The sequence below is a fragment of the Streptomyces sp. NPDC094448 genome, assembly GCF_044763775.1.
Lineage (GTDB): Bacteria > Actinomycetota > Actinomycetes > Streptomycetales > Streptomycetaceae > Streptomyces.
The window spans coordinates 456652-479157 of sequence record NZ_JBIWGU010000002.1 but is presented as its reverse complement, the minus strand read 5'-3'; the positions used below and the strand labels follow the sequence as shown (position 1 = coordinate 479157).

Here is a 22506-nt window from a genome sequence, read left to right as displayed (position 1 = left end):
AGGTCTCCTAGGGAGCGTGCCGGTCTCGGACGCCCAGCCCCTCGTCGTCGGAGTCCGTCCACAGCGCGTGGTTGTACGGCGTATCGGGGATGCCGACGAGGTCCTCGCCCGATCCGGGGCGTTGACCGGCCGGTACACTGGGGCCGGTGCCGCGGGGGCGCCCTGCCGTGCCGCCGGGCTGGCCGACGGTGTGCTCCAGTTCCTCGACTCGCCGAGCCAGATCGTCGAGGCGGCGCTGCATCGTGGTCAGGTCTTCCTGCTGGGACATGACGTGCCCTCACTTCCGCGGGGTGCGGTGGCGTCGCTCATGCGCCTGCGAGTGTCGCGCGTCACATCCCTGGTTGTGAAGGGATCTGCCGGGACTTCCCGCGCAGGAGTGGCGAGTGCGCCCCTGGTTGTCCGGATCTCACTGCTTCCATTCTCATCACCTTCCTGGTGATACGGGAGCTTCATCCGATATTCCGCTGGTCTGCTCGGGTGACCTTCGTAAGCCTTCGCGCCGTGTCGGCGCCGCCCCCCGGGTTCCGTCCCCTTCAGTGGACCGGAATAGGTGTGATCATCAAAAGATTTCCTCGTTCTCCGCATTCGCACCGCGGAGCCATCAGGATGAAGAGGTGGACCCATGGCCCAGGCCCGGACCTCCCAGACCCTCCGGTCCCGGACACTCCGCTCCGTGGCGCTGCTCACCGGTGGGATGCTCGCGATCCCCGCGCTCGCGGGATGCGGCGCCGACGAGTCCGAGGTGACCGGTCAGGCCTCCGCGCAGGACATCGCGGCCACCCAGCGGCAGCAGGTCGGCGACGGCGGCACCCTGCGCTGGGCCGCCGACTCCGTGCCCACCACGCTCAATACCTTCCAGGCCGACGCGGACACCACCACCGCCCGGATCGCCCAGGCCGTGCTGCCTGCGCTCTTCACCCTCGACACCAACGGCCGCCCCCAGCGGAATCCGGACTATGTGGAATCCGCCGAGATCGTCGAGCGGGAGCCCAAGCAGGTGGTGCTCTACAAGCTCAACCAGAAGGCGGTCTGGAGCGACGGCCGGGAGATCGGCGCCCCCGACTTCGTCGCCCAGTGGCGCGCCCTCAACGGTCGGAACACCGCCTACTGGACCGCCCGCAACGCCGGGTACGACCGCATCGAGGAGATCCAGAAGGGCGCCAACGACCTCGAAGTCAAGATCACCTTCAAGAAGCCCTACGCCGACTGGCAGTCCCTCTTCACCCCGCTCTATCCGAAGGACGTCACCGGCGCCCCCAAGGCCTTCAACGACGGCGCGCGCAATACGCTCAAGGCCACGGCGGGGCCGTTCCGGATCGGCGCCGTGGACCGCAAGAAGAAGGACGTCACCCTGGTGCGCAACCCCCGCTGGTGGGGTGACCAGCCCAAACTGGACGCGCTGGTCCTGACCGCGGTGCCGCGCGACAAGCGGGCCGGCGCGCTGGCCGCCGGAAAGGTGGACATCGCCGAGATCGACCGGGGCACCGCCGACCGGATCGCCCTGGCCGTACGGAACAAGTCCACCGGCGGCCAGCAGCCGGGCCACGGCCCCCAGGCCGCCCTCACACCCGCCAAGGCCCTGCGGCTGTGGGCACTGGCCAACGGCTCCGACGAGGAAGCGGCCGAGATCGCACAGGCCACCAGGGAGAAGACCGCCGAGGCCATCCGGACCTACGCGGTCGAGCAGGCCGGATTGCGCGGCATCGCCGTCCGCCGGACCCTCGAACCCGCCTACACCCAGCTGGCACTCAACGGAGAGTCCGGCCCCCTCGCCGACGACCGGGTCCGCCGGGCCGTCGCCCGCGCCCTCGACCGCAAGGAACTGGCCGAGACCGTGCTCCGACCGCTGGGTCTGCCCGCGGTTCCGCCCGGCAGCCACCTCGCCCTCCGCGGACAGCGCGCCTACACCGACAACAGCGGGGCCCTGGGAGAACAGAACACCCAGGAGGCGCAGGCCCTGCTCGCCGACGCCGGCTGGACCCCTGGCGGGGCGCTGCGGAAGCCCGCACCGGCAAAGGCCGGACCGAGTGCCTCGCCCGCCGCCGAAGACAGCGGGACCGACGGCAAGAACACCGGCAGAACTCCCGCCCGGGCCGCCGAGGCGACCTCCCCGGCGCTGTCGCGCCCGGACAGCCCCTCCGGCGACGGCCTCTACATCGTCGGGGACGAGGGGTCCGGCCGCGGCGCCACCCGGGTCCTCGCCCCGGCGCCGGTGACCTTCGAGGATCTCTCCCTCCAGCGCCGCGCCGACCGGATCGCCGACGTCGACGGAGGCACGGGCACCGGCCGTTCCGGAGAGAAGGACGCCAAGGACAAGAAGGGCGGGGTCACGGGCGCCTACGCTCCTGCGGGCACCGCCGCTCCCCTTGCCGCGGGCGGCCGCCTCGGCAAGGACGGCAAACCGCTGACCCTCCGCTTCGTCCTCCCCTCGGGACCCGGCTCCGAATCGCTGCGGTCCGTGGGCGAGAAGATCAGCCGGATGCTGAAGCGGATCGGGGTGGAGACCCGGATCACCAAGGTCGCGGACGAGAGCTACTTCAAGGACCACATCGCCTCCGGCCAGTACGACCTCGCCCTGTACTCCTGGCCCGCCACCGCCTACCCGGCGACCGACGCCCGCCCCATCTACGCCAAGCCGGAACCCGCCAGTGACGGTTCGCTGCTGGTCGAGCAGAACTACACCCGGGTCGGCACCGACTACATCGACCAGCTCTTCGACCAGGCCGCGGCCGAACTCGACCAGGACGAGAACCGCGATCTGGTACGCCGGGTGGACGCCAGGATCTGGGCGGCGGCCGGTTCGATTCCGCTCTACCAGCGGCCCGAGCTGGTCGCGGTCCGGCCCGTCGTACTGAACGCCGGGGCCTTCGGCTTCGCCACTCCCAGGCTCCAGGACATCGGCCTCACCAAGGCCGCGGCGCGCAAGGCCGGGCCCCCGCCGGTCCTGCCGAACCCGTCGGCGAGCCCGTCCGAAGACGCCGAGGAGGGTACGGAGGAAACGTCGGAGTAACCCGGCCGTCCGCCGCCGGACGCTGCCGGACCCCGGGAACCCGAATCCGGTGGTAACCGAGGGTAACGGTCGCTGACCTCGACAACCTCAGAAGAGCCTCAAACCTCTTGCCCGCCGGTCACCCGGCGGGCAAGATCGTGCCCGGCCCGTTGACCCCCGGTTCAGGATCCACCGCGCGTCCCCACGCGCTTCCCCGCCCCGCATCGGGCGGCCGCCCCGGTCCGCGACGACCGCCCGAGTCCGCCCGAGCCCCGCGCGTCCCGACCGGTCATTTGCCTCCCCGCCGACCCGAGTCCCGCCACCTGCCGCCGCACCCCTGGCAGCCCGCCCCACGGCCGCCCCTTCCCCGCGTCCCCGCTTCCACCGGCCCGAGAGCCCCTTGCGGTCCGCACTCCGGGCCCCCGCGCTTCCGGACGGCTGCCGCCCGACCCGGCCTTTCCTTCGCCCGGCCCCTCCTTCTCCCGGGTCCCCCGGACGGCGCCCGTACGGCTGCGCCCCCTGCTCGCGGTCCCGCCCAGCGGACCAGGAGGCCCCGAATCCCGGGGCCCCGTACCATAGGGAGAAGCCGTGGCGCGTCAGCCCCGGCGGGGCGCAGGGAAGACGCCGCCCCTCACGAACGCCGCATCCCACGATCGAGAGAAGCGCCAGCCAGCATGCCCACCCGCCACGACATCCGTAATGTCGCCATCGTCGCCCACGTCGACCACGGCAAGACCACCCTGGTCGACGCCATGCTGAAGCAGGCCGGCGCCTTCGCCGCCCACCAGCAGGTCGACGACCGGGTGATGGACTCGAACGACCTGGAGCGTGAGAAGGGCATCACGATCCTCGCCAAGAACACGGCGGTCAAGTACCACCCGAAGGCCGGCGGCGCCCCCGTCACCATCAACATCATCGACACCCCGGGCCACGCCGACTTCGGCGGTGAGGTCGAGCGCGGCCTGTCCATGGTCGACGCGGTCGTACTGCTGGTGGACGCCTCCGAGGGCCCCCTCCCGCAGACCCGGTTCGTGCTCCGCAAGGCCCTCCAGGCCCGGATGCCGGTGATCCTCTGCATCAACAAGACGGACCGCCCGGACTCCCGGATCGACGAGGTCGTCAACGAGACCTACGACCTCTTCCTCGACCTCGACGCCGACGAGGACCAGATCGAGTTCCCGATCGTCTACGCCTGCGCCCGGGACGGCGTCGCCTCGCTCACCAAGCCCGCCGACGGCACGGTCCCCGCCGACAGCGACAGCCTGGAGCCCTTCTTCTCCACCCTGCTGGAGTACGTCCCGGCTCCCGAGTTCGACGCGGCAGCGCCCCTCCAGGCCCATGTCACCAACCTGGACGCCGACAACTTCCTCGGCCGTATCGCCCTCCTCCGCGTCGAGCAGGGCGAGCTGCGCAAGGGCCAGACCGTCGCATGGATCAAGCGCGACGGCACCATGTCCAACGTCCGCATCAGCGAGCTGATGATGACCGAGGCCCTCACCCGCAAGCCCGCCGAGGTGGCGGGCCCGGGTGATATCTGCGCCGTCGCCGGTATCCCCGACATCATGATCGGTGAGACGCTCGCCGACCCGGAGAACCCGGTCGCGCTGCCGCTGATCACCGTGGACGAGCCCGCGATCTCCATGACCGTCGGCACCAACACCTCGCCGCTGGTCGGCCGGGGCGGCACCGGCAAGGGCGCGGACAACAAGGCCGCGGTCAAGGACCGCAAGGTCACCGCCCGCCAGGTCAAGGACCGGCTGGACCGCGAGCTGGTCGGTAACGTCTCCCTCCGCGTTCTGGACACCGAGCGCCCGGACGCCTGGGAGGTGCAGGGCCGTGGTGAGCTGGCGCTCGCCATCCTGGTCGAGCAGATGCGCCGCGAGGGCTTCGAGCTGACCATCGGCAAGCCCCAGGTCGTTACCAAGGAGGTCGACGGCAAGGTCCACGAGCCCGTCGAGCGCATGACGATCGACGTTCCCGAGGAGCACATGGGCGCCGTCACCCAGCTCATGGGTGTCCGCAAGGGCCGTATGGACAACATGTCCAACCACGGCTCCGGCTGGGTCCGCATGGAGTTCGTCGTGCCTTCCCGCGGCCTCATCGGCTTCCGTACGGAGTTCCTCACGAACACCCGCGGCACCGGTATCGCCCACTCCATCCACGAGGGCCACGAGGCCTGGTTCGGCACGCTGAGCACGCGCAACAACGGTTCGCTGGTCGCCGACCGCTCCGGTGCCGTGACGGCCTTCGCGATGACGAATCTCCAGGAGCGCGGCGTTCTCTTCGTGGAACCGGGCACCGAGGTCTACGAGGGCATGATCGTCGGTGAGAACTCCCGCTCCGACGATATGGACGTCAACATCACCAAGGAGAAGAAGCTCACCAACATGCGCTCCTCCTCGGCCGACTCCTTCGAGGCGATCGTTCCGCCGCGCAAGCTCTCCCTGGAGCAGTCGCTGGAGTTCTGCCGCGATGACGAGTGCGTCGAGGTGACCCCGGAGGCCGTGCGCATCCGCAAGGTGAACCTGGACGCCCGGGAGCGGGCCCGCGCCGCCTCCCGCGCCAAGCACGGCTGAACCACCCGATAACACCCGTACGATCCGCGGCGGCCGGCAACGGCCGCCGCGGCCGATTCCGCCGGGCCCGGCACAGGCCCCCGGCGGCTCCGCCGGGCGGACACCACGCCCGTCGTGTGATCAAAAAGACATAGCGTACGAACCAGAACGGCTCGGGCGGTCCCACATGTTGGGACCGCCCGAGTTGTTTGCCCGTACTCCACGGGTGGAAGGCTCCGGGATTGGAGCGCTCCCCAAGGCCGTTCGTCAAGAGGTTTTCGAAGAACGATTGTCCGACTATCGGACGTCGCTCACCGGAAACCTGTATTAACAGTCCGTTTCGGGGGTGTCTGTCTGTGATCCCTTTGTCCGGATTCTGGTCCTCCGGGGTTCACTGATGTTGCCAAAACGAGATGCTTTAAGTGTGGTTTACGGCGTGAACTTACCCAATAGTTGGCTTCACTGAGCTCGGGTCAACGGGTCATGCGCTGTGGGGAGCGCCGACTCACGAGCACACGGGGTACAGCTCTTCGCCGTCAGGGGTGTCGGCGGGTGTTATGTGCCCAGCCTTGCAGTGAACACGTGGACTCATGAGGAGGAACCCATGCGCGGTGCCACGAGCGCCAGCGGGGTCGGGTCGTCGCAGACGGTACGGACGACCGGTTTCCAGCGCATTCCATCCCATCGCGCCGCCATCGGCGGCGGACAGCGACTCTGAGCCCCGGTCAACCGCTCGGCTCGCGCTCCTGATGAGGGTGGGATCAATCCCTATTGACGACCTTTCCTGCCGTTTTGCCCCTGGGGGAACCCCTGGGCGTACGGTGATCCGGCTGTACCCGCCTGGCGGGTGACGGCCGACCAGGGGGGAACGTCAACCGGTGGCCATGACGGCGACGAGTGCATCGACTCGACCGTCCGAACCACCGTGCGCAGGAACGCGGGTCACCCGACACCCGTGAATGGACACACCATGACCAGTCCAATCGAGACCGAGGGCGCCGACTCCTCTGTCGCCTTGGACAAGAGCACCGCGCCCAAGACAGAGGCGGCCGACGGCCAGGCCGTGACCGGCCGTTCGCCGGGCCAGCTGATGTGGGCGCGTTTCAAGCGCGACCGCACCGGAGTGATCTCCGCCGTCGTCGTGCTCGCGTTCTTCGTGATCTCCGCGCTGGCGCCGGTGATCTCCTGGCTGTACGGCAAGGATCCGTACACGCTCTATCCCAGCCAGGAGGGGTACGAGAACATCCTCGACGACTTCTCCATGCCGGTCGGCACTTTCGGCGGAGTCTCCGGGGACTTCTGGTTCGGCGTCGAGCCCAACCTGGGCCGCGATGTGTTCACGATGCTGCTCTACGGCGTCCGGACCTCCCTCTACATGGCGCTGGTCGTGACCACGCTCATGGTGATCACCGGAGTGATCATCGGCATGGTGAGCGGTTACTTCGGCGGCAAGGTCGACTACTGGCTCAGCCGGATCACCGACTTCTTCCTCGCCTTCCCCCAGCAGCTCTTCTTCATCGCCTTCATGCCGGTTGTGGTCGCGATGTTCGTCTCTCCGAAGGACGAGACCCCCACCTACCTGCGAGCCGTCGCCATCATCCTGGTGATGTGGTTCCTCGGCTGGATGGGTCTGGCCCGACTGGTGCGCAGCTCCGTGCTCTCCCTGCGGGAGCGTGAGTTCGTCGAGGCCGCCAAGGTCTCCGGTGCCTCGCGCTGGCGGATCGTCCGCAAGGAGATCCTCCCGAACATCGTCACGCCGATTCTGGTGCAGGGCACCTACATGCTGCCCAGCTCCATCCTGACCATCGCCTTCCTCTCCTATGTCGGTGTGGGCTTCGTCGAGCCGACTCCCGACTGGGGCCGGATGTTCGCGATCGGCGCCGAGGTGTACGAGCAGAACCCCTCGTTCATGTTCTTCCCCGGCGTTGCCATGGTGACGTTCATCCTCGCCTTCAATCTTCTCGGCGACTCGGTACGGGACGCGTTCGACCCCAAGACCGGACGGTGACGTTCCAGGGCGGGGGCCGCTGCCGCCCCCGCGCCGGGCAACCGGACGGCAGGCAGCTCTTGATGAATGACAACGGACAGGTAGGTGCATCAAGCATCATGAAGCCACTTCGCTCACGTTCCGTGCGCGTCATAGTCGCCGCAGCTGCGGTCGGCTCCCTGGCGCTCACCGGCTGCTCCAACAACGACGGCAACACCAAGGACGAGTCCAAGTCCAAGAAGGACGCGGCGGCTCAGTCCAAGCCGGTCACCTACGGTGACGCTGCGGCCTCTACCGGCCCCGCGGCCGAGGTCCCGGGCGCCAAGCCGGGCGGCTTCATCAACGTGTACATGGAATCCGACATGAGCCATCTGGACCCGGGCCAGATCTATGTCAGTGATGCCGGCCAGTTCTCCAACCTGATCCACCGTGGTCTGACGAACTGGAAGGAGGACAAGGACGGCAACCTGACCGTCGTCGGTGACCTCGCCACCGACGCCGGCAAGATGTCCGACGGCGGTAAGACCTGGACGTACACGCTGAAGGACGGCATCAAGGACGCCAACGGCAACCCGATCACGTCGGCGGACATCCGCCACACGATCGAGCGTCTGTACGCGAAGTTCATCTTCGACGGCCCGACCTACGTCCAGAGCTGGCTGTCGGGCGACGACTACCGTAAGGCGCTGCCGGAGGGTCCGTACACCGGCAAGAGCCTGCCGGACACGGTCCTCGCCACCCCGGACGCCAAGACCGTCGTCTTCAAGTTCCAGACTCCGCAGGGTGACCTGCCGCAGGCGCTGGCGATGCCGGGTTACAGCATCGTGCCCAAGGCCGCGGACACCAAGGAGAAGTACGACAAGGCCCCGGTCTCCCTGGGCCCGTACAAGATCGCCGAGTACAAGTCCGGCAAGTCCATCAAGCTGGTCAAGAACACCAACTGGGACCCGAAGACCGACTCGGTCCGGAAGCAGTACCCGGACGGCTTCAACTTCACCCTCACGGTCGACCAGGGCAGCCAGACCAAGCGTCTGATCGCCGACCAGGGCGAGGCCAAGAACGCGATCCAGTTCACGGACTCGGTCGAGCCGACCCAGATCAAGGACGTCATCAGCAACGCCGGTGTCAAGGCGCGTGCCGTGATGGGCTTCCAGCCCTACGTCTGGCAGATGACCTTCAACCTCGACTCCGCGGTCATGAAGGACAAGAAGGTCCGTGAGGCCATCACCCGCGCCATCCCCGGCAAGCGGATGATCGCGGCCGACGGCGGCACCTACGGTGGTGAGCTGGCCGGCGGTCTGATGGGCCCGACGCTCCCCGGCTACGACCCGAACTACGACCCGTACGACAAGGTCAAGAAGCCGAACGGTGACCTCGCTGCGGCCAAGAAGCTGCTGGAGGAGGCGGGCGTCAAGAAGGGCACCAAGCTCACCTACGCCTACGCCACCGCGCCGCGCAGCCAGAAGCAGATGGTCATCATCAAGGAGGTGCTCGGCAACCTCGGCTTCGACGTCCAGGCCAAGGAGATCGAGCGTTCGACCTTCTACGAGCAGATCGGCAAGGTCAAGAACCCGTACGACCTGTACATGACCGGCTGGGGCCAGGACTGGCCGTCCGCGTCCACCGTGATCACCCCCGTCTACGACGGCACCAAGGTCCAGGACGGCGGCTCGAACTACTCCCACATCAACGACCCGCAGGTCAACGAGGGCATCAAGAAGGCCCTGGCGCTGCCTCCGACCGAGGCCGCGGCCGAGTGGGAGAAGGTCCACCACCGCATCGTCGAGGAGATCCTCCCGGCGGGCCCGGTCTACTACGCCAAGCAGATCCAGCTCTCCGGTTCCAACATCGGCGGTCTGCGGTACAGCACCGAGGCGAGCTACATCGACATCAACAACCTGTTCCTGAAGAACCCGTAAATCCCGGGTCGTAACCCTCCGGTTCACGGTTGATCCCGTGGGGGTGTGCGCCAGGCGGAGCACACCCCCACGGGTCCACGTCTGACCCCCGCCGCCTTCGAAGAGAGCAGCCTCCCGCGATGCTTCAGTTCCTTCTCCGCAGGTTGACCGGCGCCGTCGTGATCATGTTCCTGATCGGCGCGTTCACGTTCTTCCTGTTCTACACAATCCCCCAGGACTTCGCCGAGCTCGCCTGCGGCAAGAACTGCACGCCGGAGAACATCGCGGTGATCCGCGAGAACCTCGGCCTCGACAAGCCCATCACCGCCCAGTTCTGGGAGTTCATGGGCGGAATCGTGACCGGCCGGGACTTTGCCGTCGGCCACTGCCCGGCGCCTTGCCTCGGTGTCTCTTTCGACTCCGGAGACTTCGTCTGGGAGTCGATCGTCGACCGCTTCCCGCTCACCCTCTCGCTGACCGTCGGCGGTCTGGTGGTCTTCCTGGTCCTCGGTCTGGGCTCGGGCATGCTGGCCGCGTGGAAGCGCGGCACACCGGTCGACAAGTTCGTCAGTGGCGCCTCGATGGTGCTCAGCTCCTTCCAGATCTACTTCCTCGGCCCGATCGTGCTCGGCATCTTCGTCTACAGCACCGGCTGGATGGACTCCCCGAAGTACACCCCGATCGGCGAGGACCCCGTCGCCTGGTTCACCGGAATGCTCATTCCGTGGGCCGTGATGGCGACCATCTTCACCGCGCAGTACACCCGTATGGCGCGCTCGACGATGATCGAGCAGCTCCAGGAGGAGCACGTCCGCACCGCCCGCGCCAAGGGCATGCGTCAGCGGTACGTCTTCTTCCGCTACGCCTGGCGTGGTTCGCTCACTCCGATCGTCACGATCCTCGGTATGGACATCTCCGCGCTGCTGACCGGCGCCGTGGTCACCGAGTTCACCTTCGACCTGGCCGGTGTCGGCCGGCTCGCGGTGGACTCCTCGCTGACCAAGGACCTGCCGATGACCATGGGCGTGATGCTGTTCGGAGCGTTCTTCATCCTGCTCATGAACATCATCGTGGACATGGCCTACGCCTACATCGACCCGCGCGTGCGCCTCGCCTAGGAGAACGACCGTGACCACTCTGACCAAGACCGAGGGGACCCCGGCCCCGACCGGACCGGATGCCTTCCTCTCGGTGCGCGACCTGCGGGTGCGGTTCTCCACCGAGGACGGCGTCGTCAAGGCAGTCGACGGGCTCTCCTTCGACGTCGAGCGCGGCAAGACGCTCGGCATCGTCGGTGAGTCGGGCTCCGGTAAGTCCGTCACCAACCTGACGATCCTCGGCCTGCACAGCAAGAAGAACACCGCCATCGACGGCGAGATCTACCTCGACGGCCAGGAACTCGTCGAGGCGCCCGAGAAGGAGATGGAGAAGCTCCGCGGCAACAAGGTCGCGATGATCTTCCAGGACCCGCTGACGGCGCTCTCGCCGTACTACACCGTGGGCCGCCAGATCGCCGAGCCTTATATGAAGCACACCGGCGCCTCCAAGAAGGAGGCGAAGGCGCGTGCGATCGAGATGCTGGCCAAGGTCGGTATCCCGCAGCCCGCGACCCGCTTCAACGACTACCCGCACCAGTTCTCCGGCGGTATGCGCCAGCGGGCGATGATCGCCATGGCACTGATCTGCGACCCGGACCTGCTGATCGCCGACGAGCCGACGACCGCGCTCGACGTGACCGTGCAGGCCCAGATCCTCGACCTGCTCAAGGACCTTCAGCAGGAGTTCGGCTCCGCGATCGTCTTCATCACCCACGACCTGGGCGTTATCGCCAATATGGCGGACGACCTGCTGGTGATGTACGCGGGGCGGGCGGTGGAGCGCGGCAGCGTCCAGGAGGTTCTCCGGACCCCCAAGCACCCCTACACCTGGGGTCTGCTGAGTTCGATGCCGCGGCTCGGGAGCGATGTCAACGAGGCGCTCATGCCGATCCCCGGCTCTCCGCCCAGCCTGCTGAACCCGCCGTCCGGCTGCCCCTTCCACCCCCGGTGCGCCTTCAAGGACGAGGTGGCGGGCGGACTGTGCTCGGCCGAGCGTCCCACGCTGGCCACCGGGCGCGCGGCTGCCTGCCATCTGTCGGACGGGCAGAAGCAGTCCATTTTCATTGATCAGATCAAGCCCCGGCTGGGCTAGGGAGACGCAGAGACATGAGCGAGAACGTCACTCTGCCTAAGCAGCAGGATGCGACCGGCGGAAGCCCGGGCGGCGAGCCTTTGCTCTCCGTCGAGGGCGTGAAGATGCACTTCCCGATCTACGGGGGGTTCCCCTTCAAGCGGAAGGTCGGCGCCGTCAAGGCCGTCGACGGCATCGACTTCACGGTGCACGCCGGTGAGGCCCTGGGCCTCGTCGGTGAGTCCGGCTGCGGCAAGTCGACCACCGGGCGGATGGTCACGCGGCTGCTGGAGCCGACCGAGGGCAAGATCATCTATCGCGGTCAGGACATCGCGCACGCGGGCCGTCAGCAGCTTGCGCCGATCCGCTCCGAGATCCAGATGATCTTCCAGGACCCGTATTCGTCGCTGAACCCGCGGCAGACCGTCGGCACCATCATCAAGAGTCCGATGGAGGTCAACGGGATCAACCCGCCCGGTGGCCGTGACTCCAAGGTCCGTGAGCTGCTGGAGGTCGTGGGTCTCAACCCCGAGCACTTCAACCGCTTCCCGCACGAGTTCTCGGGCGGTCAGCGGCAGCGCATCGGTGTGGCCCGGGCCCTGGCGCTCCAGCCGAAGCTGATCGTCGCCGACGAGCCGGTCTCCGCGCTGGACGTGTCCATCCAGGCCCAGGTCGTCAACCTCCTGCAGAAGGTGCAGGAGGAGATGGGGATCGCCTTCCTCTTCATCGCCCACGATCTGGCGGTCGTCCGGCACTTCTCGCAGCGGGTCGCGGTGATGTACCTGGGCAAGGTGATGGAGATCGCGGACCGCGACTCCCTGTACAACCGGCCCCGCCACCCGTACACCCACGCCCTGCTCTCCGCCGTGCCGGAGCCGGACATGGACACGAACGCGCAGAAGGACCGGATCCGGCTGGCCGGCGATGTGCCGTCGCCGATCATGCCGCCGTCCGGCTGCCGCTTCCGCACCCGGTGCTGGAAGGCGCAGGACAAGTGCGCGACGGAGGAGCCGCCGCTGGTGCGCCTCTCCGGGAACGAGGAGGGCCATCTGACGGCCTGCCACTTCCCCGAGGACCCGTCGGCGGAGGCACGCGACATCGTGCTCGACCCGGCGCTCGCCGCGCTGGAGGAGAAGGACTGATCCCTTCCGGAGCCCCCGGGGGCCCGTGGCCGGACGGCTGCGGGCCCCCGATCCGTTCCGGGGGCCGTACGACCGTTCCCGGGCTCCCGCGCCCGCCCGCCCGCTGCGGCCGGCGCGCCGCCGGTGGTTGCTACGGCCCCACGCCGCCGGTGCCGAAGCCCACGGCCGGTGGTTGCTACAGCCCCACGCCGCCGCTGCCGAAGCCCGCGGCCGGTGGTTGCTCCGCCCGCCCCCCGGGGGCCGTACCCGTACCGAAAACGCGTTGCGGCGGCCCCTTCCGGCGGCCCAGAGTGAGGGGATGACTTCCTCCTCGACCTCCCCTGTCGTCGTGCGCCCGGCCGAGCCCGGGGACGCCGAAGCCGTCTGCGCCCTGCTGAACGCCGTCGACGTCATCGAGGTCGGAAGGCCCGAGACCGACCTCGTCTCCGTACGGGCCGATCTGAGCCACCCCGAAGCGGACCTCCCGAACAATTCGTGGCTCGGCTTCCGCGACGGCGAGCCGGTGGTCTACGGACTGCTGTGGGACGACTCCGGCGCCGAGCGGATCGACATCGACCAGTACGTCCTCCCCGAGCACCAGGACGCGGCCGCCGCTGTCCTGGCGCTCCAGGAGGAGCGGGCCCGCGCCAAGGCCGCGGCGAACGGCGCCGAGCGGGCCGTCCTCCACCTCCACCTCAACACCGCCCCCACCCTCGACACCGCACTGCTGGTAGGCCGGGGCTGGTCGACCGTCCGCCGCCACCACTCCATGGTCCGCGCGCTGGACCCCGCGGCCGACACCGTCCCCGTGCCGCCGCCCGGCGTGACCCTGCGGGACTGCCGGGACGAGGCGGACCGCAGGATCGCCCACGCCCTGCTCCAGGAGACCTTCGCCGACCACTACGACCACCAGGGCCGTTCGTACGAGAAGTGGCTCGCCGATCTGGGCGAGCTGGTGGACTGGGAGCTGGTGTGGATCGCCTCCCTCGACGGCGAGGGCGACGCCGCCGTGATGGTCACCGGCAACCACCGCGAGGCCTACGGCTGGATCAGCAGCCTCGGCGTCCGCCGCCGGGCCCGGGGCCGGGGGCTCGGGGGCTTTCTGCTCCGCCATGCCTTCGGGGTGTACGCGGGCCTGGGCCGCGACGCCCTCGGTCTGGGCGTGGACACCGACAACGTGACGAAGGCCCTGGGACTGTACGAGGCCCACGGCATGGAACTGCACTTCGCGGTGGACACCTGGGAGGCGGTGCTTCCGGTGGCTCCGACGGCCGCGCCCCGGGAGGGCGCCGGGGCCTCGGCAGTGGGGTGATGTCTCCTCCGTTCGGGTGAGCGGACATGCGGTCTGCCCCACTTTGCGGGGATATTCGGTCCTGAGTGGGAGAGCGCCGGCTCAGGACCGAGGAGGCACCGGATGGGGCGAGTCACGCACGTCCTCAAGGCCGCGGGCGGTGCCCTCGCCACCGTCCTGGCCGCCACGGCCCTGACCGGGTGCGGCGGGGGAGTCTCCCGGGGCCCCAGCGGCCCGGACGGCATCGTCAGCTCCTCCTGGGGCGACCCGCAGAACCCCCTGGAGCCCGCCAACACCAATGAGGTGCAGGGCGGCAAGGTCCTCGACATGCTCTTCCGCGGTCTGAAGCGGTACGACCCGAGGACCGGCGCGGCCCAGGACATGCTCGCCGAGCGGATCGACACCACCGACTCCATCACCTTCCACATCACCGTCAAGGACGGCTGGAGCTTCAGCAACGGCGAGAAGGTCACCGCCCGCTCCTTCGTCGACGCCTGGAACTACGGCGCCTATCTGAAGAACGGCCAGAAGAACGCCTACTTCTTCGGCTACATCGACGGCTACGACCAGGTCCACCCGGCCGAGGGCGACCCCACCGCCACCACCCTCTCCGGACTGACCGTCACCGGGGACCGGACCTTCACCGTCCGGCTCAGCCAGAAGTTCTCCACCTGGCCCGACACCCTCGGCTACGCGGCCTTCGCCCCGCTCCCCAGGGCCTTCTACGACGACCACGCCGCCTGGCTGGCCAAGCCCGTCGGCAACGGCCCGTACGCCGTCGACTCCTACGTCCGCGGCTCCCAGATGTCCCTGCGCCGCTGGGACGGCTACCCCGGCCCCGACAAACCCCTCAACGGCGGTGTCGACCTGAGGGTCTACATCGACAACAACACCGCCTACACCGATCTCGTCGCCGGCAATCTCGACCTCGTCGACGACGTCCCCGCCTCCCAGCTCCGGAACGTGAAGCAGGATCTCGGCAACCGCTATATCAACACCCCCGCGGGCATCATCCAGACCCTCGCCTTCCCCTATTACGACAAGCGGTGGAACACCCCGAAGAGCTACAAGCTCCGCACCGGCCTCTCCATGGCCATCAACCGCCCGAGCATCACCGCCCGCATCTTCCGCAACACCCGTACCCCTGCCAAGGACTGGACCTCACCCGTCCTCGGCACCGAGGGCGGCTTCGACGACACCCTCTGCGGCAGTTCCTGCGTCTACGACCCGGCCCGCGCCCGCCAACTGGTCGAAGAGGGCGGCGGAATCCCCGGCGGCACCATGAAGATCTCGTACAACGCCGACACCGGCTCCCACAAGGAGTGGGTCGACGCCGTCTGCAACAGCATCAACAACGCCCTCGGCAACGACCGCGCCTGCGTCGGCAACCCCCTCGGCACCTTCGCCGACTTCCGCAACCAGGTCACCCAGTCCAAGATGAGCGGCCCCTTCCGGGCCGGCTGGCAGATGGACTACCCCCTCATCCAGAACTTCCTCCAGCCCCTCTACTACACCGGCGCCTCCTCCAACGACGGCAAGTGGAGCAACAGCACCTTCGACGGGCTGGTCGACCGGGCCAACGCCGAATCCGACACCGCGACCGCCGTCCACACCTTCCAGCAGGCGGAGAAGGTGGTACGCGACCAGATGGCGGCCATCCCCCTCTGGTACCAGAACGGCAGCGCCGGCTATGCCCCGCGCATCTCGAACGTCTCCCTCAACCCCTTCAGTGTCCCGGTCTACAACGAGATCAAGGTCGCCTGACGGCAGCCTTCGGGAGCCCCCATGGGACGTTATGTGATCCGGCGTCTGCTCCAGATGATCCCGGTCTTCTTCGGCGCCACCCTTCTCATCTTCCTGATGGTCAATGTGATGGGCGACCCCATCGCCGGGCTCTGCGGCCAGATCCAGTGCGACCCCGCCACCACCGCCCAGCTACGCGCCCAGTACGGCCTCGACCAACCCCTCTGGCAGCAGTACGCGACCTATATGGGCAATGTCTTCCAGGGCGACTTCGGCACCGCCTTCAACGGGCAGCCCGTCACCGAACTGATGGCCGCCGCCTTCCCCGTCACCATCCGGCTCACCCTCGTCGCCATCTGCTTCGAGATCGTCATCGGCATCAGCCTGGGCGTGCTCACCGGGCTCTGGCGCGGCCGCCCGATCGACACCGGCGTCCTGCTGCTCACCCTCGTCGTGATCTCCGTGCCGACCTTCGTCACCGGTCTGCTGCTCCAGCTGCTGCTCGGCGTCGAATGGGGCATCATCAAACCCGCCGTCTCACCCGGCGCCCCCCTCGACGAACTCATCGTCCCCGGACTGGTGCTGGCCTCCGTCTCCCTGGCGTACGTCACCCGCCTCACCCGCACCTCCATCGCCGAGAACGCCCGCTCCGACTACGTCCGCACGGCCCGCGCCAAGGGACTGCCCCGCCACCGCGTCGTCACCCGCCATCTGCTGCGCAACTCCCTCATCCCGGTCGTCACCTTCATCGGCGCGGATGTCGGGGCCCTGATGGGCGGGGCGATCGTCACCGAGCGGATCTTCAATATCCACGGCGTCGGCTACCAGCTCTACCAGGGCATCGTCCGCCAGAACACCCAGACCGTCGTCGGCTTCGTGACCGTACTGGTGCTGGTCTTCCTGCTGATCAACCTGCTCGTCGACCTGCTGTACGCCGTACTCGACCCGAGGATCCGCTATGCCTGAGCCGCAGTACGATCCCGACGGCACCCTCGGCGGCGCGATCGCGCCCACCGGCGCGGGCGGCACCATGGACCTGGCCACCTCGGAGGGCGCGACCCTGGAGCAGGCCCCCGGCGGCGGACCGCCGGGCACCGGACCCGCGGCCAAACCCCGCAGCCTCTGGTCCGACGCCTGGCACGATCTGCGCCGCAACCCCGTCTTCATCATCTCCGCGCTGGTCATCCTCTTCCTGGTGTTCATCGCGATCTGGCCGCAGGCCATCACCTCCCAGAACCCCCTCGACTGCGATCTCGCCAAATCGCAGGAGGGGTCCCAGTCCGGCCACCCCTTCGGCTTCGACGGCCAAGGCTGCGACGTCTACACCCGGACCGTGTACGGGGCCCGGGCCTCGGTCACCGTGGGCTTCTGCGCCACCCTCGGCGTCGCGCTCCTCGGCTCCGTCCTCGGCGGTCTCGCCGGATTCTTCGGCGGCGCGGGCGACGCCGTGCTCTCCCGGGTCACCGATATCTTCTTCGCCATCCCGGTCGTCCTCGGCGGACTCGTCCTGCTCTCCGTCGTCACCAGCAACACCGTCTGGCCCGTCATCGGCTTCATGGTCCTGCTCGGCTGGCCGCAGGTCTGCCGGATCGCCCGCGGCTCGGTGATCACCGCCAAACAGAACGACTACGTCCAGGCCGCCCGCGCCCTCGGCGCCTCCAACAGCCGGATGCTGCTCCGCCATATCGCGCCCAACGCCGTCGCGCCCGTCATCGTCGTCGCGACCATCGCCCTCGGCACGTACATCTCCCTGGAAGCGACCCTGTCGTACCTCGGCGTCGGCCTCAAACCCCCGACCATCTCCTGGGGTATCGACATCTCCGCCGCCTCCCCCTACATCCGCAACGCCCCGCACATGCTGCTCTGGCCCGCCGGGGCGCTGGCGGTCACGGTGCTGGCGTTCATCATGCTCGGCGACGCGGTCCGCGACGCCCTCGACCCCAAGCTGCGCTGAGGAGAGTGCCGGGATGCTGCTCGAAGTCCGCGATCTCCAGGTCGAGTTCCGTACCCGCGACGGTGTCGCCCAAGCCGTCAACGGCGTGAGTTACGGCGTCGACGAGGGCGAGACCCTCGCCGTGCTGGGCGAGTCCGGCTCGGGGAAGTCCGTCACCGCCCAGGCGGTGATGGGCATCCTCGACAGCCCGCCCGGCCGGGTCTCCGGCGGCCAGGTGCTCTTCCGCGGCCGCGATCTGCTCACCCTCAAGGAGGCCGAGCGGCGCCGGGTGCGCGGTGCGGAGATCGCCATGATCTTCCAGGACGCGCTCTCCGCCCTCAACCCCGTCCTGAGCGTCGGCACCCAGCTCGCCGAGATGTACACCGTCCACCGGAAACTGAAGCGCAAGGAGGCCCGCGCCAGGGCCGTGGAGCTGATGGAGCGGGTCGGTATCCCGGCCGCCGCGGAGCGTGCCGGTGACTATCCGCACCAGTTCTCCGGCGGTATGCGCCAGCGCATCATGATCGCGATGGCGCTCGCCCTCGAACCCGCCCTGATCATCGCGGACGAACCCACCACCGCTCTGGACGTCACCGTCCAGGCCCAGGTCATGGAGTTGCTCGCCGGGCTGCGGGACGAATTCGCCATGGGGCTGATCCTGATCACCCACGATCTCGGTGTCGTCGCGGACGTCGCGGACCGGATCGCCGTGATGTACGCGGGCCGGATCGTCGAAACCGCCCCGGTCCACGCCATCTACCGCGCCCCCGCCCACCCCTACACCCGCGGACTCCTCGATTCCGTCCCCCGGCTCGATCAGAAGGGGCACGAGCTGTATGCGATCAGAGGGCTGCCGCCGAATCTTCAGCGGATCCCCCCGGGCTGCGCGTTCCACCCCCGCTGCCCGATCGCGCGGGACATCTGCCGGACCGATGTACCACCGCTGTACGAGGCGGGACCGGGCCGCCTCAGCGCCTGCCACTTCTGGCGCGAGACGCTGGCGGGTGCAGCGGGTGCGGCGGGACCGGGTGGTGCGGCGGGTGCGGCGGGTGCGGCGGGACCGGGTGGTGCGGGCGGTGCGGGCGGTACGGGCAGTGCAGGCGGTACGGGTGGTGCGCGGGGCTCAGGAGACGGCGGTACGGCCGCGGAGCCCGGCGCCGCCGCAGGTCCGGACCCCGGCCCCGCCACCCCGGGCGGCGAGGAGGCGGACGGCCGTGACTGAGACCACCGTTCAGCGCTCGGCCGGCGGCACCACGGCCGAGCCGATCCTCGAAGTCCGCGAACTGGTCAAGCACTACCCCCTCACCCAGGGCATCGTCTTCCGCCGCCAGGTGGGAGCCGTCCGCGCCGTCGACGGAGTGGACCTCGACCTCTACGGCGGCGAGACCCTCGGCATCGTCGGTGAATCCGGCTGCGGCAAATCCACCCTCGCCCGCATGCTGGTCCAGCTCGAACGGCCCACCGCGGGCCGGATCCGCTACCGGGGCGAGGACATCACCCGGCTCTCCGGACGGGCCCTCAAGGCCGTGCGCCGCAATATCCAGATGGTGTTCCAGGACCCGTACACCTCCCTGAACCCCCGGATGACCATCGGCGACATCGTCGGCGAACCGTACGACATCCACCCGGAGGCGGCACCCAAGGGGGACCGGCGGCGCCGGGTCCGGGAACTCCTCGACACCGTCGGCCTCGACCCCGACTACATCAACCGCTACCCCCACCAGTTCAGCGGCGGCCAGCGCCAGCGCATCGGGATCGCCCGCGGTCTGGCGCTGCGCCCGGAGATCGTGGTCGCCGACGAACCCGTCTCGGCCCTCGACGTCTCCGTCCAGGCGCAGGTGGTCAACCTGCTGATGCGGCTCCAGCGCGAGTTCGGCCTCAGCCTGGTGTTCATCGCCCACGACCTGTCGATCGTGCGGCATATCTCCGACCGGGTGGGCGTGATGTACCTGGGGCGGGTGGTGGAGCTGGGGCGCCATGAGGAGATCTACGACCATCCGACGCATCCCTACACCCAGGCGCTGCTCTCCGCCGTGCCCGTACCGGACCCGGAGGCACGGGCCCACCGGGAGCGGATCATCCTCGGCGGGGATCCGCCCTCGCCCGCGCACATCCCCTCCGGCTGCCGCTTCCGGACCCGCTGCTGGAAGGCGCAGGAGCGGTGCGCCTTGGAGGTGCCGCTGCTGGCGGTCCCGGCGGAGTTCCGGCTCGCGGAGGAGGGTCCGGTACGGCACCCCTCGGCCTGCCACTTCGCGGAGGAGCGGCAGGTGGTCCCGCCCGGGGGGCCGGCCGGCCCCGACCGTCCGCAGGACCCCGGAGGCCACCCCGGCCACCCCGGCCCCACGGGTCCCGGCGCTCCGCCGAACGGCTGACACTCTTTTACACGGCGGCAATCCTGTTGTCTCCGCGCCGATATACGGGCCCGGCAGGCTGCGGGGCGTACGGCCGTGCGGGTGTCGTACTCCGGCCGGGGCCTCCTGGAGTGGCCCCGGCCGGCACCCGCCCCGGACCGCCCCCTCAGCTCGCGGACCGGCCGGTGCCGAGGCTCCGCCGGAGGAAGTCCACCTGGAGGTGGAGCAGGTTCTCCGCCACCTCCTCCTGCGGCGTCATATGGGTCACCCCGCTCAGCGGCAGCACCTCGTGCGGGCGGCCCGCCGCCAGCAGGGCGGCGGACAGGCGCAGGGAGTGCGCGACCACCACATTGTCGTCGGCCAGACCGTGGACGATCATCAGCGGTCTGGCGGGCTCCGCCGCGCCGCTCAGCCCCTCGTCCGTGACGAGCGAATTCGCCGTGTACACCTCGGGGTGCTCGTCCGGGTGGCCGAGATACCGCTCCGTGTAGTGCGTGTCGTACAGCCGCTGGTCCGTCGCGGGCGCCCCCGCGACCGCCGCGTGGAAGACATCGGGCCGGCGCAGTACGGCCATCGCGGCGAGGAAGCCGCCGAAGGACCAGCCCCGGATCGCGACCCGCCCCAGATCGAGCGGGAAATCGCCCGCGAGCGCGTGCAGCGCCGCGATCTGGTCGTCGAGGACCACACCGAAATCGCCCGCGACCGCCTTCTCCCAGGCCGGGTCCGGACCGGGGGTGCCCCGCCCGTCGGCGACGACCACCGCGAACCCCTGGTCGGCGAACCACTGGGAGGTGAGATGGGCGTCATGGGCGGCGACGACCTTACGGGCCCGGGGGCCGCCGTAAGGGTCCATCAGCACGGGCAGCGGCCCCCGGGCCCCGTCGTAGCCCGTCGGCAGCAGCACCGCGCAGGGGATGCGCCGTTCGCCGGCGGCGACCAGCCGGGGCCGGGCGGTGAGCAGCGGCTTCTCGGCGTACGAGGCGATCGAGGCGACCCGCTTGCCGTCCCGCAGCACCGCGTACTCCGTACCGGGGGCGCCGGGGCGGGCGGAGACCAGTACGGTCACCGGGCCCGAGCGGACCGCGGTATGCACCCCGGGGCCCTCGGAGATCCTTGCCGCGCCCCGTTCCCCGACCCGGTAGACATGGACCTCGCCCAGCTCCGGCGCCGCCGCCCCGGCCCCCGCCGCGGCCGCCACGAGGACGTCCTCGTCACCGATGCCGAGAACGGCCCGGACCTGGAGTCCGGCGCCGGTCAGCGCCCGGTCGCCGACCACCAGCACCCGCGCCCCGCCCTCGTCGGCGATCCGGACGAGCTGCCCGCGGGGTGTCCAGGCGGGCACCGCAGGGAAAAGTTCAAGCCAGATCGGATCCTCGTCCAGATGGACGGTACGGGTCTCGCCGGAGCCGGTGTCGACGGCAAGACAGCGCTGGGTGCGCTGGTCCCGCGCCTGCACCAGCAGCAGCGGCGCACCGGCCGCCGACCAGTGCACCCGCGCCAGATAGGGATAGGCGTCCCGGTCCCAGACCACCTCGGTCCGCGCCCCGCCGCCGACGGGCACCAGGAAGAGCCGCACCTCGGCGTTGGCGGTACCGGCCGAGGGGTAGGCGACCGGGCGCGGAGCCCGTTCCGGCCGCGCCGGGTCCGCGATCCACCAGCGCCGTACCGCCCGGTCGTCGACCCGCGCGACCAGCAGCCGGTCCGACTCCGGGGCCCACCAAAAGCCCCGGTCACGGCCCATGCTCTCGGCCGCGATGTACTCGGCGGAGCCGTACGAGACCCCGCCCGCCCCGCTCTCCCCGCCGTCCCCCGCCTCCCCGGGCGAGGGCGCCGCGACGGCCCGGTCCCCGGCGCCGTCCGAGCCGACGACCCGCAGCGCGCCGCCGGACACATAGGCGATCAGCTTCCCGTCGGGTGACGGCCTCGGGTCGATCACCGGCCCCCGTACGGGTAGTTCGCGGGATACGCCGGTGCGCAACTCCGCCGTGAACAGACGTCCGGAGAGCGCGAAGGCCGCCCGTTCCACCCTTCCGTCGACCGCATAGCCCACGATGCCCGCCGACCCGTCCCGGCTCCGCTCCCGGCGGGCCGACTCCGCCGTCGGCAGTTGCTCCTGCGAATTCCCCAACAGGGCACGGGGATCGGCCACCGACCGTTCCCGGAAAGCCCCTTCCGGCCCTACCGTGGTGGGGTGGTCGTCGAGGTCGAGCACCCACAGCCCGCCCTCCCGGTCGGTTCCGGACACCGAACGGATAAAGACCACACGGGAGCCGTCCGATGCCACCGTGAACGAGCGTGGTGCACCCAGGGAAAACCGCTGGGTACGGGCGAACTGGCGTGGAAAGGAGCTGTGTTGCCTCATGGTCATGCCGTTGAACCTAGTGCGCTGTGCGCCCCCGTGTGCTGCCGTGCACCGACTGATGCGTTAGTACGGATAGTTATGATCCGTAGCGCGAGATGGGTAGGAAC

Annotated in this window: 15 protein-coding genes; 13 read left to right on the top strand and 2 right to left on the bottom strand. The window is 69.4% G+C overall.

Annotated features, from left to right (window positions below; genetic code table 11):
- Window positions 1-7: 7 nt before the first annotated feature.
- Window positions 8-268 carry a hypothetical protein gene (locus ACIQ9E_RS05515; RefSeq protein WP_403702321.1) on the bottom strand — a complete coding sequence of 87 codons (261 nt, stop codon included), beginning with the start codon at window positions 266-268 and terminating at the stop codon, window positions 8-10.
- Window positions 269-622: 354 nt separating this feature from the next.
- On the opposite strand from ACIQ9E_RS05515, the gene ACIQ9E_RS05510 reads away from it, so the two are divergent.
- From ACIQ9E_RS05510 to ACIQ9E_RS05450, 13 genes are all read left to right on the top strand, one after another.
- Window positions 623-3010, top strand: coding sequence for an ABC transporter family substrate-binding protein (locus ACIQ9E_RS05510; RefSeq protein ID WP_403702319.1), 2388 nt, complete (start codon window positions 623-625; stop codon window positions 3008-3010).
- Between the two features lie 653 nt (window positions 3011-3663).
- Entirely contained in the window at window positions 3664-5565 is a 1902-nt protein-coding gene (gene typA / locus ACIQ9E_RS05505; RefSeq protein ID WP_403702316.1) for a translational GTPase TypA, read from the top strand.
- 949 nt (window positions 5566-6514) lie between these two features.
- Window positions 6515-7552 (top strand): ABC transporter permease, encoded by a 1038-nt coding sequence (locus ACIQ9E_RS05500; RefSeq protein ID WP_403702313.1) that lies wholly within the window; start codon window positions 6515-6517, stop codon window positions 7550-7552.
- 98 nt (window positions 7553-7650) lie between these two features.
- Complete coding sequence (locus ACIQ9E_RS05495) at window positions 7651-9450, top strand: ABC transporter substrate-binding protein (RefSeq protein ID WP_403702310.1); 1800 nt, start codon at window positions 7651-7653, stop codon at window positions 9448-9450.
- A gap of 119 nt (window positions 9451-9569) precedes the next feature.
- Window positions 9570-10547, top strand: coding sequence for an ABC transporter permease (locus ACIQ9E_RS05490; protein ID WP_403702306.1), 978 nt, complete (start codon window positions 9570-9572; stop codon window positions 10545-10547).
- Between the two features lie 10 nt (window positions 10548-10557).
- Window positions 10558-11619, top strand: a complete 1062-nt coding sequence (locus ACIQ9E_RS05485) for an ABC transporter ATP-binding protein (protein ID WP_006346825.1) — start codon at window positions 10558-10560, stop codon at window positions 11617-11619.
- Window positions 11620-11633: 14 nt separating this feature from the next.
- Window positions 11634-12740, top strand: a complete 1107-nt coding sequence (locus ACIQ9E_RS05480) for an ABC transporter ATP-binding protein (protein WP_403702302.1) — start codon at window positions 11634-11636, stop codon at window positions 12738-12740.
- Between the two features lie 298 nt (window positions 12741-13038).
- Complete coding sequence (locus ACIQ9E_RS05475) at window positions 13039-14031, top strand: GNAT family N-acetyltransferase (RefSeq protein ID WP_403702299.1); 993 nt, start codon at window positions 13039-13041, stop codon at window positions 14029-14031.
- Between the two features lie 102 nt (window positions 14032-14133).
- Window positions 14134-15774: an ABC transporter substrate-binding protein gene (locus ACIQ9E_RS05470; RefSeq protein WP_403702296.1), complete on the top strand. Its 1641-nt coding sequence runs from the start codon at window positions 14134-14136 to the stop codon at window positions 15772-15774.
- 21 nt (window positions 15775-15795) lie between these two features.
- Complete coding sequence (locus ACIQ9E_RS05465; RefSeq protein ID WP_006346821.1) at window positions 15796-16719, top strand: ABC transporter permease; 924 nt, start codon at window positions 15796-15798, stop codon at window positions 16717-16719.
- Entirely contained in the window at window positions 16712-17707 is a 996-nt protein-coding gene (locus ACIQ9E_RS05460) for an ABC transporter permease (protein ID WP_403702292.1), read from the top strand. The genes ACIQ9E_RS05465 and ACIQ9E_RS05460 overlap by 8 nt, the downstream gene beginning before the upstream one ends.
- Window positions 17708-17720: 13 nt before the next feature.
- Entirely contained in the window at window positions 17721-18908 is a 1188-nt protein-coding gene (locus ACIQ9E_RS05455) for an ABC transporter ATP-binding protein (protein ID WP_403702289.1), read from the top strand.
- Window positions 18901-20058 carry an ABC transporter ATP-binding protein gene (locus tag ACIQ9E_RS05450; protein WP_403702287.1) on the top strand — a complete coding sequence of 386 codons (1158 nt, stop codon included), beginning with the start codon at window positions 18901-18903 and terminating at the stop codon, window positions 20056-20058. Before ACIQ9E_RS05455 ends, ACIQ9E_RS05450 begins: the two co-directional genes overlap by 8 nt.
- 145 nt (window positions 20059-20203) lie before the next feature.
- On the opposite strand, the gene ACIQ9E_RS05445 is transcribed toward ACIQ9E_RS05450, so the two are convergent.
- Window positions 20204-22405: a prolyl oligopeptidase family serine peptidase gene (locus tag ACIQ9E_RS05445; RefSeq protein WP_403702284.1), complete on the bottom strand. Its 2202-nt coding sequence runs from the start codon at window positions 22403-22405 to the stop codon at window positions 20204-20206.
- Window positions 22406-22506: the final 101 nt, after the last annotated feature.

Excerpts from the sequence above, each read along its gene's own strand:
- ACIQ9E_RS05515 (WP_403702321.1), bottom strand. The coding sequence starts at position 268 with ATGTCCCAGCAGGAAGACCTGACCACGATGCAGCGCCGCCTCGACGAT.
- ACIQ9E_RS05510 (WP_403702319.1), top strand. The coding sequence starts at position 623 with ATGGCCCAGGCCCGGACCTCCCAGACCCTCCGGTCCCGGACACTCCGC.
- typA (WP_403702316.1), top strand. The coding sequence starts at position 3,664 with ATGCCCACCCGCCACGACATCCGTAATGTCGCCATCGTCGCCCACGTC.
- ACIQ9E_RS05500 (WP_403702313.1), top strand. The coding sequence starts at position 6,515 with ATGACCAGTCCAATCGAGACCGAGGGCGCCGACTCCTCTGTCGCCTTG.
- ACIQ9E_RS05495 (WP_403702310.1), top strand. The coding sequence starts at position 7,651 with ATGAAGCCACTTCGCTCACGTTCCGTGCGCGTCATAGTCGCCGCAGCT.
- ACIQ9E_RS05490 (WP_403702306.1), top strand. The coding sequence starts at position 9,570 with ATGCTTCAGTTCCTTCTCCGCAGGTTGACCGGCGCCGTCGTGATCATG.
- ACIQ9E_RS05480 (WP_403702302.1), top strand. The coding sequence starts at position 11,634 with ATGAGCGAGAACGTCACTCTGCCTAAGCAGCAGGATGCGACCGGCGGA.
- ACIQ9E_RS05475 (WP_403702299.1), top strand. The coding sequence starts at position 13,039 with ATGACTTCCTCCTCGACCTCCCCTGTCGTCGTGCGCCCGGCCGAGCCC.
- ACIQ9E_RS05470 (WP_403702296.1), top strand. The coding sequence starts at position 14,134 with ATGGGGCGAGTCACGCACGTCCTCAAGGCCGCGGGCGGTGCCCTCGCC.
- ACIQ9E_RS05465 (WP_006346821.1), top strand. The coding sequence starts at position 15,796 with ATGGGACGTTATGTGATCCGGCGTCTGCTCCAGATGATCCCGGTCTTC.
- ACIQ9E_RS05460 (WP_403702292.1), top strand. The coding sequence starts at position 16,712 with ATGCCTGAGCCGCAGTACGATCCCGACGGCACCCTCGGCGGCGCGATC.
- ACIQ9E_RS05455 (WP_403702289.1), top strand. The coding sequence starts at position 17,721 with ATGCTGCTCGAAGTCCGCGATCTCCAGGTCGAGTTCCGTACCCGCGAC.
- ACIQ9E_RS05445 (WP_403702284.1), bottom strand. The coding sequence starts at position 22,405 with ATGACCATGAGGCAACACAGCTCCTTTCCACGCCAGTTCGCCCGTACC.